We start from the raw sequence: 13,700 nt of genomic DNA, 5'->3' as shown, positions 1-13,700 counted from the left end.
TAGACACCCCCGCCAACTCGGCAGGAGCGGTGACGTAGGCTCTCTTCAACCACGGGATCCCCAAAGACCCTGGCCAGATCCCCGGCGCTCACCCGGCCGACAATGGCACGACCAGACGCACGAGCGAACTCAACGCTGGATGAAGGCCGATGGCAACGTCGGGTGATAGGGCCCCTCAATCCGAATTTGTTCACTAGGCGTACATCCCCGTCGGCTTTGTTGACCGAAAGGCTGCCACCGTTCACTCCTGCGAGAACCAAGCCGGTCACAGAACTCGGCACTTAGGGAGGAAATATGGATGTTGGCATTGCGTATGCCGACGCGGCTCCAAATCGGGCAGAAGCCGATCCGAGGCCTATTACCAGGATCTTGGCCCCCGAAGGGCGACCGGTCGTTGGGCTTTGTCCGGTCGGGCCAATCTCCCCGCTCATCGCAAACTTACCGTAAGTACGTCGTCCAAAGGACCGACTGGGACTTCGACGCCGTACAAGCGACCGTTCTCTCGTGCCTGAATATGAATGGGTGCGCTCTTGGCGTAACCGAATTCCGGCCCGCCGCCGTGATTGAGCTAGCCACCACCACTTATCACCGACTTCGCTCTGGAATATAGACTAACGCCAACTGATTGAGCTCGTATACACTATAAATAATCAAACTGTACGTATTTATACGTACAAACGTCTTCGATTAACATCTCTCCGTGAAGCTGTGGCGCATATCTACCCGAGGGACGCAGACCATGTCGGTGGAACAAATCATCGCCGTCGAAAAGCTACTCTTGTCCGGCCCTGATCTCTCGCAGGCTACGATCGACGAAATGCGGACGGGCTTTGACCAACTCGGCATGATCACGCCACCTGTCGATGATTTCGCAGTCGAAACCGTAGTTGCCCGTGGTGTCAATGTCGAACGCGGTGCGACGCCCACGTCAGACCGCTCTCGAGCCATCGTCTATTTGCATGGCGGTGGATACATGGTCGGTTCCGTCAACTCCCACAGAGGTCTTGTGTCCCTATTGAACCGGGCATCTGGCGCGCAGACCCTCGCCGTTGCATATCGGCTTGCGCCGGAGCACCCTTATCCGGCTGCCGTCGACGACAGCCTTGCTGTATATGAATGGCTGCTGGAAACGACCTCTCCGGGGTCAATCGCCTTCGTCGGCGATTCTGCAGGTGGTGGCCTCGCCGTCGCCACTCTGGTGGCCGCCCGTTCTCGCGGTCTGCCGACGCCGTCAAGCCTCGCCTTGCTGAGTCCATTCGTCGACCTCACATGCAGCGGAGCAAGCATCAACGACAACGCCGCACGCGATATTCTCATCAAAGAAGAGATGCTCGCCGGTCTGGGGGGCACCTATCTCGCCGGGGGAGATATCGCTACTCCCCTGGCCTCGCCGCTCTTTGCGGATCTTGCCGGCTTGCCACCGACAATCATCCATTGCTCGGGATCCGAAGCACTGCTCGACGACAGCGTGAGGCTAGCTCGCAAACTTGCCATGGCAGGTGCGGCGGTCGAAGTGAAGATATGGCCCGGTCTGCCCCATGTCTGGCAGATGTTTTCGGGCATCCTCGATGAGGGCAAGCAGTCACTCACCGAGGTCGGCTCCTTCTTGAAGTCGCACTTCCGATAGGCCCGCTCAACGAGCTACAGATGTGTCCGCACCAACCCCAATTCGGAATGATCGCAGCCGCGAGCAGTAAAGGACAGCCCGAATCGGATGCATCGCCGTCGGATCATGCCGCAAGGCGCAAAATACCGTATTTCCGTCGCATCTCGGGCAGAACCACAGAATAGCTCAATGGAGGAAACAATGAAGGTCAGCTATTTCCAGCAAGTACCCTACAGACATTTTCCCAATGACGTAGGGCAACACTTCGAATCCGTTGTCACGCCAAATTATCACGAGCTGACCGAAGAGCGGCATGTTGTTTCGGCCTACCGCGATGCACTCGATGAGTGCATGCATGCCGCGCGCGCCGGCTTCGATGGAATCGCGATCACAGAGCACTCTCAAAGCTCATATGACATGATCCCCAATCCTGACCTCCTTGAGGCCGCGCTCGCCTATGCGACCGAAGTCGAGGGCATTCAGACGGCCATCTACCCCGTCGGACGCTCCCTGGGAAAAAGTCGCGAGCCCCTTCGTGTAGCCGAAGAATCAGCCATGCTTGACTGCATGAGCAATGGCCGGCTCGTGTGCGGTTTCCCCGTCGGTCTCGCGTATGACGCCAATCTCAACAACGGGATCCCGCCAGCCGAAACCCGCGCGCGCTTCGACGAAAACCTTGATCTCGTGCTGAGGGCATGGTCCGAACGGAAGCCCTTTGCCTTCAATGGAAAATTTTCACAGTATGGGGCCGTCAACATCTGGCCACGCCCGGTGCAGGCGTCATTGCCCCCGGTATGGGTAACCGGACTCGGAAATCCCAAGACCATGGAGTTCTGCATTTCAAGAAACTTCGGATTCAACTACTTCGGCTGGTTCGGCTATAAGCTGACTGGGAAGCGGATCTTCGATCGTTTTGCTTCGATCGCCGAACAGCTCGGAAAGAAACCGAACCCGTTCCAGATCGGCTTCATGCAGCAGATCGCCATCGCGGAAACCGACGCCGAAGCGGAGCGCATCTTTGGTCCGCATATCGAATATTTCTTCCGCAAGGGGCTCGGCGCGATCCCACTCCATCGCATGATGCTCCCTGGGGGCATCGATATCCGAGGACTTGAGTTTGTGCTTCGGGACCCGTCCGATTTCGGCATGTTCGAAAAGTTCCGCACTGCCAGTCTGAAAGAACTCATCGAAGCTGGTTGCGTCATCTGCGGGAGTCCGCAAACCGTGCGCGACCAACTTGTCGAGCTCGGCCGCAACTATGGAATCGGAAATCTGCACGCCATGCTTCAGTTCGGATCGATGCCGAAGGAACTGACGATGCGGACCATCGATCTGTTCTCCTCGGAGGTCTTGCCGGCGCTGAAACCGATCTGGGAGAACGAATACGAACATCATTGGTGGCCGGAGCGACTTGGCGGCAAGCCGCTTCCGCTGGAAGGACAGGCTGAAAGGGAGGTCGCGTGATGCCCGGCAATTCCGCTGCTCAACACAAGGTCACGGTCTGGAACGGGCACGTGCAATTGAACTTCCAGGTAAAGGGTTCGGGTCCTGCTCTAGTTTACTTCCACCCGGCGGCGGGGATGAGGTGGGACCCGTTTCTGGACGAGCTGGCCAAATCGCATACCATCTATGCGCCAGAATTCCCGGGGACGACGTCCGGAAACCCCTATGATATTCACAAAGTCGACGACCTTGGCGATGCAGTTCTGATCTACGAGGAGGCAATCCGGTCCCTGGGCCTGAAACGGCCTGCGGCCATCGGTCAGAGCTTCGGCGGCATGATCGCGCTGGAAATTGCGGCTGCCTATCCTGAAATCTTCTCGAGTCTAACGGTTCTCGACCCGGTCGGCCTATGGCGTGATGAAGCACCGGTCGTGAACTGGGTTGCGGCCGCGCCGAACGAACTACCCGGTCTCTTGTTCAGGCATCCCGACAGCGAGGCAGTACAGGCTGCATTGGCCATGCCGGCGGACCGTGAGACCGCCATCCAGGCCACTGCGCAAATGATCTGGAACCTCGGCGCGACCGGGAAGTTTGTCTGGCCAATTCCCGACCGAGGTCTCGGCAAGCGACTGCACCGTATCACGGCTCCGACACTGATTATTTGGGGAGATCTGGACGCCGTCATCTCCTCATCCTACGCACATTTTCTGGGCGGCAAGATTGCCGGAAGTCGAGTGGAGATCATCGACGATTGCGGGCACGTCCCGCAGGTTGAGAAATGTGCGGAAACCCTCTCGATTGTTGACAAGTTCCTCAACAGGCAATCGGAACCCGTCTGACATATCAAGTGCAATTCAGGCCGCGTATACACCCGCGGCCTGAGTATTAATCGCGATATTGAATTTAGAGCACTGCATTATCTCCAAGTGGTCGGAGGCGTGTCGTATGACCAAAACGACGATACAACCGTCAGATCCAAGCGACGACAAAATACATGATCCTGGCTTCGATCCCTCGTCCTTCCGGAAGGCGTTGGGCTCGTTTGCGACGGGTGTTTGTGTTGTTACCGCTCGGTCGGGCGACGGCAATGCAATCGGTGTGACTTGCAGCAGCTTCAACTCCGTTTCTCTCGATCCTCCGTTGGTGCTTTGGAGCCTTGCCAAGCGTGCGTTCAGTCTGCCAGTTTTTCAAGCAGCCGAGCATTGGGCGATCAATATACTTTCCTCCGAACAAGAGCACTTTTCGAATAGATTTGCGCGCTCGGGTGAGGACAAATTTGACGATGTCGCAACAGAGCTTGGGATCGGAAATGTCCCGCTATTGCGAGACTGCTGTGCACGGTTCCAATGTAAACACGAGCACCGTTATGATGGTGGCGATCACGTAATCCTTGTCGGTCGAGTGCTGCAGTTCGATAGATCCGACCGCCAACCGCTTGTATTTCACTCTGGGCAATATTCACGCTTACTTAGAGCAGTATAGCTTGCGACGCTAAGCAACGGTATTCCGCTTATAGGTGGCCTACAAACCGACTAACGCGTTACGTCACATGGGCTTTTTCACCATATATTGAATAATGATGGTCCAGAGGTTCCGAGGTTGACAACGACCACGCAATATAACGAAGGACAATGCCATGGCAGAGGAAACACATGACGTCGTTGTGGTCGGTGCTGGCCATAACAACCTGACTGCGGCCGCCTACTTGTCCAAGGCTGGACTGGGCGTCAGGATATTCGAGCGTAATGCTTGGTTCGGCGGTGGTGTCGTGACGCGCGAAACGACCGCGCCGGGATTCAAGCATGATCATCATTCGACTACCCACATCTTCATTCAGGCCAACCCGCTCATTAAGAATGACGAACTGGAACTGAAGAGCAAGTTCGGGCTAGAGTATATCCCGCAGGAGATCCCGCATGCCTGCTTATTTCCAGACGGAAGCATGATTCAGACCTTCGGCAGCCTTGACAAGACATGCGAGTCGATTGCGCAGCATTCTCAGAAGGATGCCGACTCATACCGGCGGTTCGTTGAAAAAGCCCGCCAGATCATGCCGATGCTACTGCAGGGTCTTTTCAATCCGCCTCTGCCGTTTGGTTCGTTCATGGCGCTGCTCGACCAAAGTCCCGAGGGACGAGACCTTATCGGCGATCTATTCAGAAGCTCGTATGATCTGGTGATCGAGAACTTTGAGCATGAGAAGGTTCGCATGCACTTCCTGAAGTGGGCCTCTGAGTGTCTCATGGCACCCGAGGAGCAAGGGACGGGCATCGTGCTATTTCTGATGTGCGGCATGTGCCACGATTACCCTGCCGCACTTCCTCGAGGCGGCAGTGGCGAACTCACCGCCGCGCTGATACGCTGCATACAACACCATGGCGGAACGGTTGAAGCCAATTCCGAGGTGAGACGCTTGATTGTGGAGCATGGCCAGGCCACTGGCGTTGAGATGGCGGACGGCCGCCGGATCAACGCCCGCAAGCTGGTCCTGGCATCGGTCCATCCTCACTTGCTTGACGAATTCCTCGGCGGAGGCCTCCCCGATCGGCTCAAGGCTCTTGCGAAGGGAGTGAAGCTTTCGAGCTATTCGGCAATGAACACTCACTACGCACTAAAGCATCCGCCACAGTTCATCGGTGGTAACAAGGTTGCCGGATCATATATCGTTGAAGGTATGCCAGCCTCACTTGACGATTTCAGGCGTTCTTTCGACGACTATCGCTATGGGCGATTGCCACACGTTTCGACGCTCTGCATCGGCGTTTCGACGAATCTCGACCAGAGCAGGGCACCCGACGGAATGGCGACGCTCTATCTCTACAATTTCATGCCCTATGACCTTGCCGATGGCGGAGCTGAGAGATGGGACGAGATCAAGGATGAGGTTGCCAACTGGATGTTGGAGGAGCTACGGAAGTATACGACAAATATGGGAGACGACAACATTATCGCTCGCGCGATCGATAGTCCGCTGGATATGGAGCGAAGCAGCAAAAGCTTCGTAGGTGGTGATTTTCATGGCGGCGCGCTCAATATGAACCAGTTTTCTGGTCGGCGGCCTTTTCCGGAGATCTCCAACTACACGGTCCCTGGCTTCGAGCGATTTTATCTTACTGGTCCCTTCATGCACCCCGGTGGAGGCGTATTTGGCGGCGGGCGCGCGACAGCGGTCAAAATATTCCAGGATCTGGGTCTGGACCTCCAAGCCGTTCTCTCCCGGTAACGGATATTGTCTATATATCGTGAGGCAGCCCGTGACTAACGTCGGTACAATGAAGCTACTCGGGCCAGATGGCTCCGGTATTATGGAAGTTGACTCGATCTCTGTTGAGAAAGGCAACATCGTTATTCGCGGAAAAATCATGGGTGCGATGCCGTTGTCGGCAGTGGTCCAGCCGCAGCAGCTCCGTAACGGAATAAAGCTACTTAGCGTACGCGTTGTGCTGAGAGCCATTGGGATGCTGATCACCGGCAAATGAGAGTCCGGTCGTCCTGGACCTTTCCGAGACGGCCGAACTTAAAGTGAGGTTGAAATGAAGACCCATGAAGGACTGGTTGCCGTTGTGACCGGAGCTGCTCGGGGGATCGGACAGGAGATTGCGATTGCTTTCGCCCGCGCCGGCTGTTCCGTCGTGGCGCTGGATCGCCTTGATTGTGCTGAAACATTGCAGGCTGTCAGTGCGGCCGGCGCTGATTCCGTAGGCCTGCGAACAGACGTGGGGGTACCGGAGGATTGGCAGAACGTACGTGAAAATATTTCAATCCGTTTCGGGCGCTGTGATATTCTAATCAATAATGCTGGTATCTTTCCGTTCGCTCACCTTGACGATCTTAACTTCGATATTTGGAACGATGTAATTAGAATTAACCTAAGTTCGCAGTATCTTGCTGCGAAACATCTCGCACCGCTGATGGCTGAGCATGGGTGGGGCCGAATCATCAGCTTGGCTTCGAACTCAGTCGCGACGAATGCCGCGGGTATGTCTCACTACTTTGCGAGCAAGATGGGGGTCATCGGTTTGACCCGCGGACTTGCGAACGATCTCGGCGGTCGGGGCATTACGGTAAATGCAGTTGCTCCTTCCCTGACACCAACCCCAGGCACCGGCGGAGTGCCAGAAGAGTTTTTCGAGCAGATCGCGGGCTTGCAATCGATAAAGAGGCAAGCAAAGACTGGCGACTATGTTGGACCGATCCTGTTTCTGGCGAGCCGTGAGGCGGAATTCATCACAGGTCAAACAATTGTCGTCGACGGCGGACTTTGGAAAAACTGACCATAACGTGGAGTGGATAGGCTGCGTCGGAGCCGTCATTGCATGATGGCGGCCATTAGGCGGTGTGGACGGATTTGATGAGGATGAAGCTCAAGGCGAGGGCGACGATGGCGGCGAAGCCGCATTCGGTCTTCTCGCAGCGCAGGGCGACGCGCTTGAACCGCTTCAGTTTTCCAAAGCACTGCTCGATGCGGGCACGGCCCCGGTAAAGCGCCTTCGGGAAGAAGGTCGGCCGGTCCCTCGCGTTGGATTTGAACGGGATGGCGGGCGCGATGCCGCGGGCGCGTGCGATGGCCCGGTTGGCCTTGGCGTCATAGCCCTTGTCGGCGACAGCCGCGCGCGGCGTGATGTCGGGACCCAGATCCAGCAGCAGCTTGAAGATCGGGCTGTCGCCGGCCTCACCACCGGTCAGGTGGAAGGCGATCGGCCGACCGTCGAAGTCGCTCTTGAGGTGGATCTTGGTGGAGAAGCCGCCGCGCGAGCGGCCGAGGGCCTGACGCTCCTGCCCCCTTTTGCGCCGGCGGCGGAGACAAGGGCGCGCACCACGGTGGAATCGAACATCTGGACCAGATGCGCGGTGCGGCTGAGCGATGCCAGGGTCTCGAAGAACAGCTCGAACACGCCGGCCTGGCGCAGCCGCCAGAACCGCTTCCAGACGCTGTTCCACGCGCCGAACTCGGCCGGCAGCGCCCGCCAGGAGATGTTGTGCACGGTGAAATAGTGCATGGCTTCGAGGAACTTGCGGTCATCGCGCCCCTTGTCGCCGCGCCGTGACCGGCAAGCGCGGAACACCTCCAGAGCCACCGCCCAATCCTCGTCCGTCATCCGCGTCAGCATGGTCGACCTCGCCAAAAGCCGACCCCTTATGAATCACTGAAAGGACGAAAAGGGAATCCCCCTCCGCCTCGAAACGGTGAAATCCGTCCACACTGCCTAGTTGTTTAGTCCCGGCATTTGATGGATTGGATCGAGCGTGAATCGTTCGGGCTGATTTGTCCAGCATTTGCAGATGAACTCGTATGGGGTGAGGCCCCTGAGTGTCTTCAGTCGGCGGCCGAAATTGTAGGCGGCGACGAAGTCGGTGAGATGGGTCTGGAACTGCCGGTGGTCGTCGTAGTGGAAGCGCTTGACAGTTGCGTCCTTGATGGTGCGGTTCATCCGTTCCACTTGGCCGTTGGTCCAGGGATGCTTCACCTTTGTCAGGCGGTGCTCGATGCCGTTCTCCCGACACCGCATGTCAAACATGTGGGTCATATAGCGTGCGGTCGGACCGTCGGCGTAGCGCGGCGGGAAGGTGAACTGGATGCCGTTGTCGGTGAGCATGGTATGGATCTTGTAAGGCACCGCCGCGATCAGGGCCTCCAGGAACGCTGAAGCCGAAGTCCGCCCCGTCTTGCGGGTCACCTGGACGAAGGCAAATTTGCTGGTTCGATCGATGGCAACATGGAGGTAGAGCTTGCCCTCGGAGGTTTGCACTTCAGCAATGTCGATATGGAAATAGCCGATGGGGTAGGTTTTGAACTTGCTCCTGGCAGGCTTATCATCCTCTACTTCCGGCAATCTTGAGATACCGTGGCGTTGCAGGCATCGGTGGAGGGACGAACGGGTCAGGTGAGGGATCGTCGCCTGCAGGGCATAGAGGCAGTCGTCGAGCGGGAGCAAGGTGTGCCTGCGGAAGGCGACGATGATCGCCTCCTCCTCCAGGGACAGGACGGTTGATGTGGCCTGTTTGGGGCCTGTCGGGAGGTCGCAGACCGAGCTGCGCTTCTTCCACTTGGCGACGGTCTTCGGGTTGATGCCATAGGGCTTGGCCAGCGTCCTCAGACTCTCTTGACTATGTTGTATCGCTCGACGGACCGCCTCCGTCGTCGTGGCGCACCCGTGCAGAACCTGGTCCATAGCGCATCCTTCCATTCCTGCGAAAAGAGTGCACCATCAAAGCCTGGGATCAAACACCAGTTTCGCTTGCGGCACGTCTCGGGTTCCTACAGTGAGCGAAGAGGGAGGAAACCCACAGTAAGCCGTTGAGGCTGCGAAAAGGCGGCCCGCAATCCCGAACAAAGGGATAAGAGCCGTGAAGTAGAGGGGACATGCCGTCTGAGATCGCCATTCTCACAGGTGTCAGTACCGAGATCACGGCTCTGCTGCACACGGAAGGCTGGGCGGTAAATGTGAAGCGGGTCGAACGGACCTGACGTCGGGAGGGGCTCACAGGAAGCGGCCGCGCTCTAGTCGACGCACGTACAGGTTCGCCGCCTGCCCGTCGTGCCAGATGATCTTGACGAGGTCGCCGCGCCGTCCGCGGAAGCAGAAGATATGGCCGCCAAGCTGGTCTCGCCTAAGAACTTCCTGCACTTGCAACGCTAGGGAGGCGAAGCCCTTGCGCATATCCGTGTGGCCTGTCGCCAGCCAGACCTTCACGCCGACCGGGACAGGGATCATCGCGCCCTCAGGGCGGCGATCGCATCGCGCAGCGCTCGGCCATCCACGTCGCCCTCCAGCCGCAGCCGGTCGCCGGACGCCAGTTCAATCTCGATGCGGCCCTCGCGACGAGCCTTACGCTTACGCGGCGATGGCTCGTCCGGGGGTGAAACGGTCTCCATCGGCGGCTCCACCGTCACCGACAGGAAGGCTGGCAACTGGGGCGTGACCCGTTCGCAGAGCTGTTTGCGCCAGCGGAAGAGCTGGCTCACATGCACCCCTGCCGAGCGGGCGATCTCGGAAGCTGAAGCCCCGGGCTCCAGTGCCAGCGCCACCAGCCGCTCCTTCTCGGCCTGCGGCCAGCGCCGGCGCCGCTCCACCGAGGTGATCACCTCCACCCGCGAAAGGGACATATGACTACTCCTAGGATTACCCCTAGGACTTCACGTCATCCCCCAACCTCCGCAAGGCGGCCCTCGCCGGATGGGTACATCGGATGGTGACGACTCTGTCCTTCTGAGTGAAGCAGACTGAGCGGGAATGGACCTAAGAGCACCTAACAAAACCTGCTGACGGCTCGGAAGCATATGATTGCGGCGGCGAGGACGAGGAAGGCACGGTAGAGGTCGGCATGGCGCTCGTAGCGGATGGCGAGGCGGCGGAACTGGTTGATCCAGGCGAAGGTGCGCTCGACCACCCAGCGGTGCTGGCCGAGATGCTCCGAGCTGTCGACGCCGCGGCGGGCGATGCGTGGGGCGATGGCACGCTTGCGGAGGTCCCGGCGGCAACGCGGGAAGTCATAGCCTTTGTCTGCGTGGAGCTTTTCGGGCCGCTTGCGCGGTCGTCCGCGCCGTTGCCGGACCGGGCGGACGGCATCGACCACCTTGGTCAGCGCCATGCTGTCGTGCCGGTTGGCCCCGGTCAGGACGACGGCCAGAGGCAGGCCCTTTCGGTCGACCATGATATGCCGCTTGGTGCCCGGCTTGCCGCGGTCGGTCGGGTTCGGACCGATCGCGTCGCCCCCCTTTTGGCGGGCACGGACGAGGCGTCCACGCTGGCGCGCGACCAGTCGATCTCCCCGGAAAGGTTCAGCCGCTCCAGCATGTGGCGATGGATCTCGTCCCACAGGCCGGCATCCTGCCAGGCCCGCAGCCGACGCCAGCAGGTCATGCCCGAGCATCCGGCGACCTCAAACGGCAGCCGCTCCCACGGGATCGCGGTGTACAGCACGAACAGGATGCCGATCAGCGCCTCGCGGTTCTCCACCCGTGGTCGCCCGCCCTTCGGGCGTGCCGCAGCAGCAGGAAACAGTGGGGCGATCTCGGCCCAAAGGGCATCGGGCAAAAGCTTCTTGGCCATGCCCAAGCCTCGGCCAGATATGGTTAACAAATGGTTTTGTTAGGGGCTCTAAATAGCACTCTACGCGCTGCGTTGATCAGCGAGCCGAAGTTTGCGGCGCTGGAGTTGGGCCTCGAGAACATTCTGATCAACGCAGTGGCAGCGGCCTATATAGCGACAGAACGGCTTTGGAGCCAGATTGCCGGTTTCCCGGCTCATGAGGCTATGACTTCGAGGGCATTACGGAACGTACGCTGTCGCAGATGCCGCTGCGGCGGTACGGGCGGCTTTAGGATGTCGGCGCGTCGCATGCCTTCCCTCTTTCGAGTCGCAATGGTTATATCTCCGGTCAGCGAATTTTGTGCGATTGTGCTTTTGTCTTCGCCCCCTGAGCGCTTGGTTCCGCCGCGGGCGCAGGTGCAAGTGAGGATCGGTACGCTAGGCGTCGGAGAGTAGTCATGATGGGAGAATACCGCTCAGTTCGAGCTCTTGCGCGAGGGCTGGAGATATTGCGGATTCTAAGTCGACGAGGCCCTACCACGATAACCCAGCTTTCAATCGCTACCGGCATCAATAGGACCACGATCTATCGGTTGGTTAGCACACTCGATGAACTTGGTTATGTGGGAATGAATGCGTCGGACAACACGGTGAGTCTGCGCGCGGCAGCGAATTTGTTGACCGAAGGTGTCCGAGTCGACTGGATCCGCAGCGTCGCCTATCCTGAACTCGCCGCATTGGGGGCTATCGTACTGTGGCCGGTCAATCTCTTCATGCCCAGTGGCGACGAAATTGTTCTCCAGGAAACAACACACCATCTCAGCCCGTTCTCAATCCACCGGTCTATGGTTGGGACGCGCTGGGGCTATTTGAACACATCACCCGGTAGGGCCTACCTTTCATACATCGATACGCCTAGGCTAGATGAGACGCTCGAACTCCTTCGCCATTCGAAGCTGGAGGGCAACATGGCCGCACAGTGCAAGGGCCACGCCGAGAAGATCATCGCCAAGACCCGGGAGGCTGGCTACGGGTCGAGCGTGAATGAAGCGGCTCCGGGCATTTCGGGTATCGCGGTGCCACTGCGGCTCGATGGCGATGTGGTAGGTGCGATCAACATGGTATTCTTCACAACCGCGATGAATCCGACCGAAGCCGCGGCAAAATATTTGGATGCGATGGAAGAGTGTGCCAAGCGCATCGGAGCGGAGATGAGTGAGCGCAAACTGAGAGCGACTTGTCTTCCTGACTAAGACTTAGCTTCCCGAAATCGTGGGCTGCGGCTATCCGGAAGTGCATCTCACCCTGATGGAACGGCACCCTATGGGAAAGAAACACCGCCCCGCAATTGCGGAGCGGCTTAGTCCACTGGGTAAATCCAATGTACACTTTAGTTGCGTAGAAAGTCGAGTAGCAGTGTGTTGAACCTTTGATAGTGCTCCCATTGGGCCCAATGGCCGCATTTATTGAAGACATGCAATTCGGAGTCCGCGATCCCTGCCAGCAGACGCAATCCCGAATCGAAAGGAACAAAGCGATCGTTCCGCCCCCAGATAATAAGGGTCTTGGCCGTGATCTCCGAAAGCCGGTGGCCGTAGTCCGGATACTGTTTTGGATTAACCGTCGCACTCTTGACGAAGTTGTCCAGATGTTCGCGATGCGCCAAGAGGCCGTCCAGGCGCTGTCGGGCCAGATCGTCCGTTAGGTCCGAGACGTCGAAAACAAAGGTCTGCAGCATCTGCTGCAGGTTGTCGACTGTTGGGTCCCGATACACCTTGTGAGCTAGCTTGATCCCTTCTGTCGGCATCGGTGCAAAAGTGCTTATCCCGCCGGTGCCGCCGCCCATCAACACCAGGCGACCAACATGCTCCGGCCAGTTTAATGCGAAGGGAACGGCGCTATGAGCGCCCATTGAATTGCCGACCAGATGGATGCGGCCCAACCCAAGAGCGTCGACCAACCCCTTTATCGCCCTGGCGTTCAGGTCTGAACGAGAGCCCGTACAGACAATCGGTGCGCTTTTGCTCCAGCCCGGGAAATCAAGAAGGATTACCCGATATCCGACTTGGGTGAACGGTCCAATATTGCGGCTGAAATTTGCCCAGCCGCTCGCGCCAGGCCCGGAGCCGTGGCACATCACGATCACCTCGTCAGCTTTGCCGGGATTGCAATCGTTATAATGCAGGACGAGCTCTTCACCTGCCTCCATGAAACTCGTGGTGGCGCTTGTCCCCACCTCGGTCCATTCCTCAGTCATTTCGTCCTCCCGAGATCATCTAGTCACTCTTGCGACGCTTAGCGTTTGGAACTGCCTTCGATGCAGCCCTAGAACACTGGCGTCGGCGCGAAGCTAGTTTCGGCTGGGAAAGAGTGTCCATGGTGGCTAGCTGCAAGTTCGCCTGACGAACATCGGCATTTGGCGGCGTCGATACGCTGCTATTGAGCTGGCCACGATCACCGACACACCGACTGGGATGGAACGAGTGTCCAATCGAGCACTGCATTGATCGCGCAGAGCAGCGCAGCCGCCCCATCCCTCCCCGGCGTTGTGCATCCAGCGAACGGCATGGAGAAGTCACGTGCCTTACGCAAATTGCTGAGTCTAGTCTGCGGCAACG

At 58.3% G+C, this 13,700-nt stretch carries 14 protein-coding genes and 1 pseudogene; 8 read left to right on the top strand and 7 right to left on the bottom strand.

All coding sequences use genetic code 11. From position 1 onward, the window contains the following. Nucleotides 1–739: 739 nt before the first annotated feature. The 7 genes from FBQ73_RS18085 to FBQ73_RS18055 all read left to right on the top strand — a co-directional run bounded on the left by FBQ73_RS18085 (nucleotide 740) and on the right by FBQ73_RS18055 (nucleotide 7,323). The gene (locus FBQ73_RS18085) at nucleotides 740–1,627 is read left to right on the top strand and encodes an alpha/beta hydrolase (RefSeq protein WP_138400898.1); all 888 of its coding nucleotides are present in this window, start codon (nucleotides 740–742) and stop codon (nucleotides 1,625–1,627) included. A 180-nt stretch (nucleotides 1,628–1,807) separates the two neighbouring features. Continuing rightward, a complete protein-coding gene (locus FBQ73_RS18080) occupies nucleotides 1,808–3,070 on the top strand; it encodes an LLM class flavin-dependent oxidoreductase (protein WP_138400897.1) in 1,263 nt (420 codons plus the stop codon). Continuing rightward, nucleotides 3,070–3,888: an alpha/beta fold hydrolase gene (locus tag FBQ73_RS18075; protein WP_138400896.1), complete on the top strand. Its 819-nt coding sequence runs from the start codon at nucleotides 3,070–3,072 to the stop codon at nucleotides 3,886–3,888. The genes FBQ73_RS18080 and FBQ73_RS18075 overlap by 1 nt, the downstream gene beginning before the upstream one ends. Before the next feature lie 106 nt (nucleotides 3,889–3,994). Continuing rightward, complete coding sequence (locus tag FBQ73_RS18070) at nucleotides 3,995–4,531, top strand: flavin reductase family protein (RefSeq protein WP_138400895.1); 537 nt, start codon at nucleotides 3,995–3,997, stop codon at nucleotides 4,529–4,531. Nucleotides 4,532–4,685: 154 nt separating this feature from the next. After that, nucleotides 4,686–6,272 (top strand): phytoene desaturase family protein, encoded by a 1,587-nt coding sequence (locus FBQ73_RS18065; protein ID WP_138400894.1) that lies wholly within the window; start codon nucleotides 4,686–4,688, stop codon nucleotides 6,270–6,272. Nucleotides 6,273–6,303: 31 nt separating this feature from the next. Further along, a complete protein-coding gene (locus FBQ73_RS18060; RefSeq protein ID WP_138400893.1) occupies nucleotides 6,304–6,528 on the top strand; it encodes a hypothetical protein in 225 nt (74 codons plus the stop codon). Nucleotides 6,529–6,582: 54 nt separating this feature from the next. Then, entirely contained in the window at nucleotides 6,583–7,323 is a 741-nt protein-coding gene (locus tag FBQ73_RS18055; RefSeq protein WP_138400892.1) for an SDR family NAD(P)-dependent oxidoreductase, read from the top strand. Nucleotides 7,324–7,378: 55 nt separating this feature from the next. Here the strand turns inward: FBQ73_RS18055 and FBQ73_RS23550 are convergent, their stop codons facing one another. The 6 genes and pseudogenes from FBQ73_RS23550 to FBQ73_RS18025 form a co-directional block, all read right to left on the bottom strand. Next, on the bottom strand, nucleotides 7,379–7,990 hold the full coding sequence (locus FBQ73_RS23550) for an IS5 family transposase (protein WP_170218960.1): 612 nt from the start codon (nucleotides 7,988–7,990) through the stop codon (nucleotides 7,379–7,381). Between the two features lie 2 nt (nucleotides 7,991–7,992). Beyond that, nucleotides 7,993–8,148: pseudogene (locus tag FBQ73_RS23545) on the bottom strand (transposase); the annotation flags it as partial. A gap of 108 nt (nucleotides 8,149–8,256) precedes the next feature. Continuing rightward, nucleotides 8,257–9,222: an IS481 family transposase gene (locus tag FBQ73_RS18040; protein WP_138400890.1), complete on the bottom strand. Its 966-nt coding sequence runs from the start codon at nucleotides 9,220–9,222 to the stop codon at nucleotides 8,257–8,259. A gap of 309 nt (nucleotides 9,223–9,531) precedes the next feature. Beyond that, nucleotides 9,532–9,765 (bottom strand): IS66 family insertion sequence element accessory protein TnpB, encoded by a 234-nt coding sequence (gene tnpB, locus FBQ73_RS18035; RefSeq protein ID WP_138400889.1) that lies wholly within the window; start codon nucleotides 9,763–9,765, stop codon nucleotides 9,532–9,534. Then, on the bottom strand, nucleotides 9,762–10,157 hold the full coding sequence (gene tnpA / locus FBQ73_RS18030) for an IS66-like element accessory protein TnpA (protein WP_138400888.1): 396 nt from the start codon (nucleotides 10,155–10,157) through the stop codon (nucleotides 9,762–9,764). The genes tnpB and tnpA overlap by 4 nt, the downstream gene beginning before the upstream one ends. Nucleotides 10,158–10,300: 143 nt before the next feature. Beyond that, nucleotides 10,301–11,103 (bottom strand): IS5 family transposase gene (locus FBQ73_RS18025; RefSeq protein ID WP_138400887.1). Its coding sequence is split into 2 segments (ribosomal slippage): nucleotides 10,301–10,773 and nucleotides 10,773–11,103, totalling 804 coding nucleotides; the frame shifts between segments, so codons are not numbered across the junction. Nucleotides 11,104–11,540: 437 nt separating this feature from the next. Between FBQ73_RS18025 and FBQ73_RS18020 the strand changes: the two genes are divergently transcribed. Continuing rightward, on the top strand, nucleotides 11,541–12,335 hold the full coding sequence (locus FBQ73_RS18020) for a helix-turn-helix domain-containing protein (protein WP_138400886.1): 795 nt from the start codon (nucleotides 11,541–11,543) through the stop codon (nucleotides 12,333–12,335). A 137-nt stretch (nucleotides 12,336–12,472) separates the two neighbouring features. Here the strand turns inward: FBQ73_RS18020 and FBQ73_RS18015 are convergent, their stop codons facing one another. Beyond that, nucleotides 12,473–13,339 (bottom strand): alpha/beta fold hydrolase, encoded by an 867-nt coding sequence (locus tag FBQ73_RS18015; RefSeq protein WP_138400885.1) that lies wholly within the window; start codon nucleotides 13,337–13,339, stop codon nucleotides 12,473–12,475. Nucleotides 13,340–13,700: the final 361 nt, after the last annotated feature.

The organism is Xanthobacter autotrophicus (assembly GCF_005871085.1).
Taxonomy (GTDB): domain Bacteria; phylum Pseudomonadota; class Alphaproteobacteria; order Rhizobiales; family Xanthobacteraceae; genus Xanthobacter; species Xanthobacter autotrophicus.
The sequence above is the reverse complement of the archived record's forward strand: the minus strand, read 5'-3'. Positions and strand labels throughout refer to the sequence as shown.

Coding starts and splice junctions, on each gene's coding strand:
- FBQ73_RS18085 (WP_138400898.1), top strand. CDS start 740: ATGTCGGTGGAACAAATCATCGCCGTCGAAAAGCTACTCTTGTCCGGC.
- FBQ73_RS18080 (WP_138400897.1), top strand. CDS start 1,808: ATGAAGGTCAGCTATTTCCAGCAAGTACCCTACAGACATTTTCCCAAT.
- FBQ73_RS18075 (WP_138400896.1), top strand. CDS start 3,070: ATGCCCGGCAATTCCGCTGCTCAACACAAGGTCACGGTCTGGAACGGG.
- FBQ73_RS18070 (WP_138400895.1), top strand. CDS start 3,995: ATGACCAAAACGACGATACAACCGTCAGATCCAAGCGACGACAAAATA.
- FBQ73_RS18065 (WP_138400894.1), top strand. CDS start 4,686: ATGGCAGAGGAAACACATGACGTCGTTGTGGTCGGTGCTGGCCATAAC.
- FBQ73_RS18055 (WP_138400892.1), top strand. CDS start 6,583: ATGAAGACCCATGAAGGACTGGTTGCCGTTGTGACCGGAGCTGCTCGG.
- FBQ73_RS18040 (WP_138400890.1), bottom strand. CDS start 9,222: ATGGACCAGGTTCTGCACGGGTGCGCCACGACGACGGAGGCGGTCCGT.
- tnpB (WP_138400889.1), bottom strand. CDS start 9,765: ATGATCCCTGTCCCGGTCGGCGTGAAGGTCTGGCTGGCGACAGGCCAC.
- tnpA (WP_138400888.1), bottom strand. CDS start 10,157: ATGTCCCTTTCGCGGGTGGAGGTGATCACCTCGGTGGAGCGGCGCCGG.
- FBQ73_RS18020 (WP_138400886.1), top strand. CDS start 11,541: ATGATGGGAGAATACCGCTCAGTTCGAGCTCTTGCGCGAGGGCTGGAG.
- FBQ73_RS18015 (WP_138400885.1), bottom strand. CDS start 13,339: ATGACTGAGGAATGGACCGAGGTGGGGACAAGCGCCACCACGAGTTTC.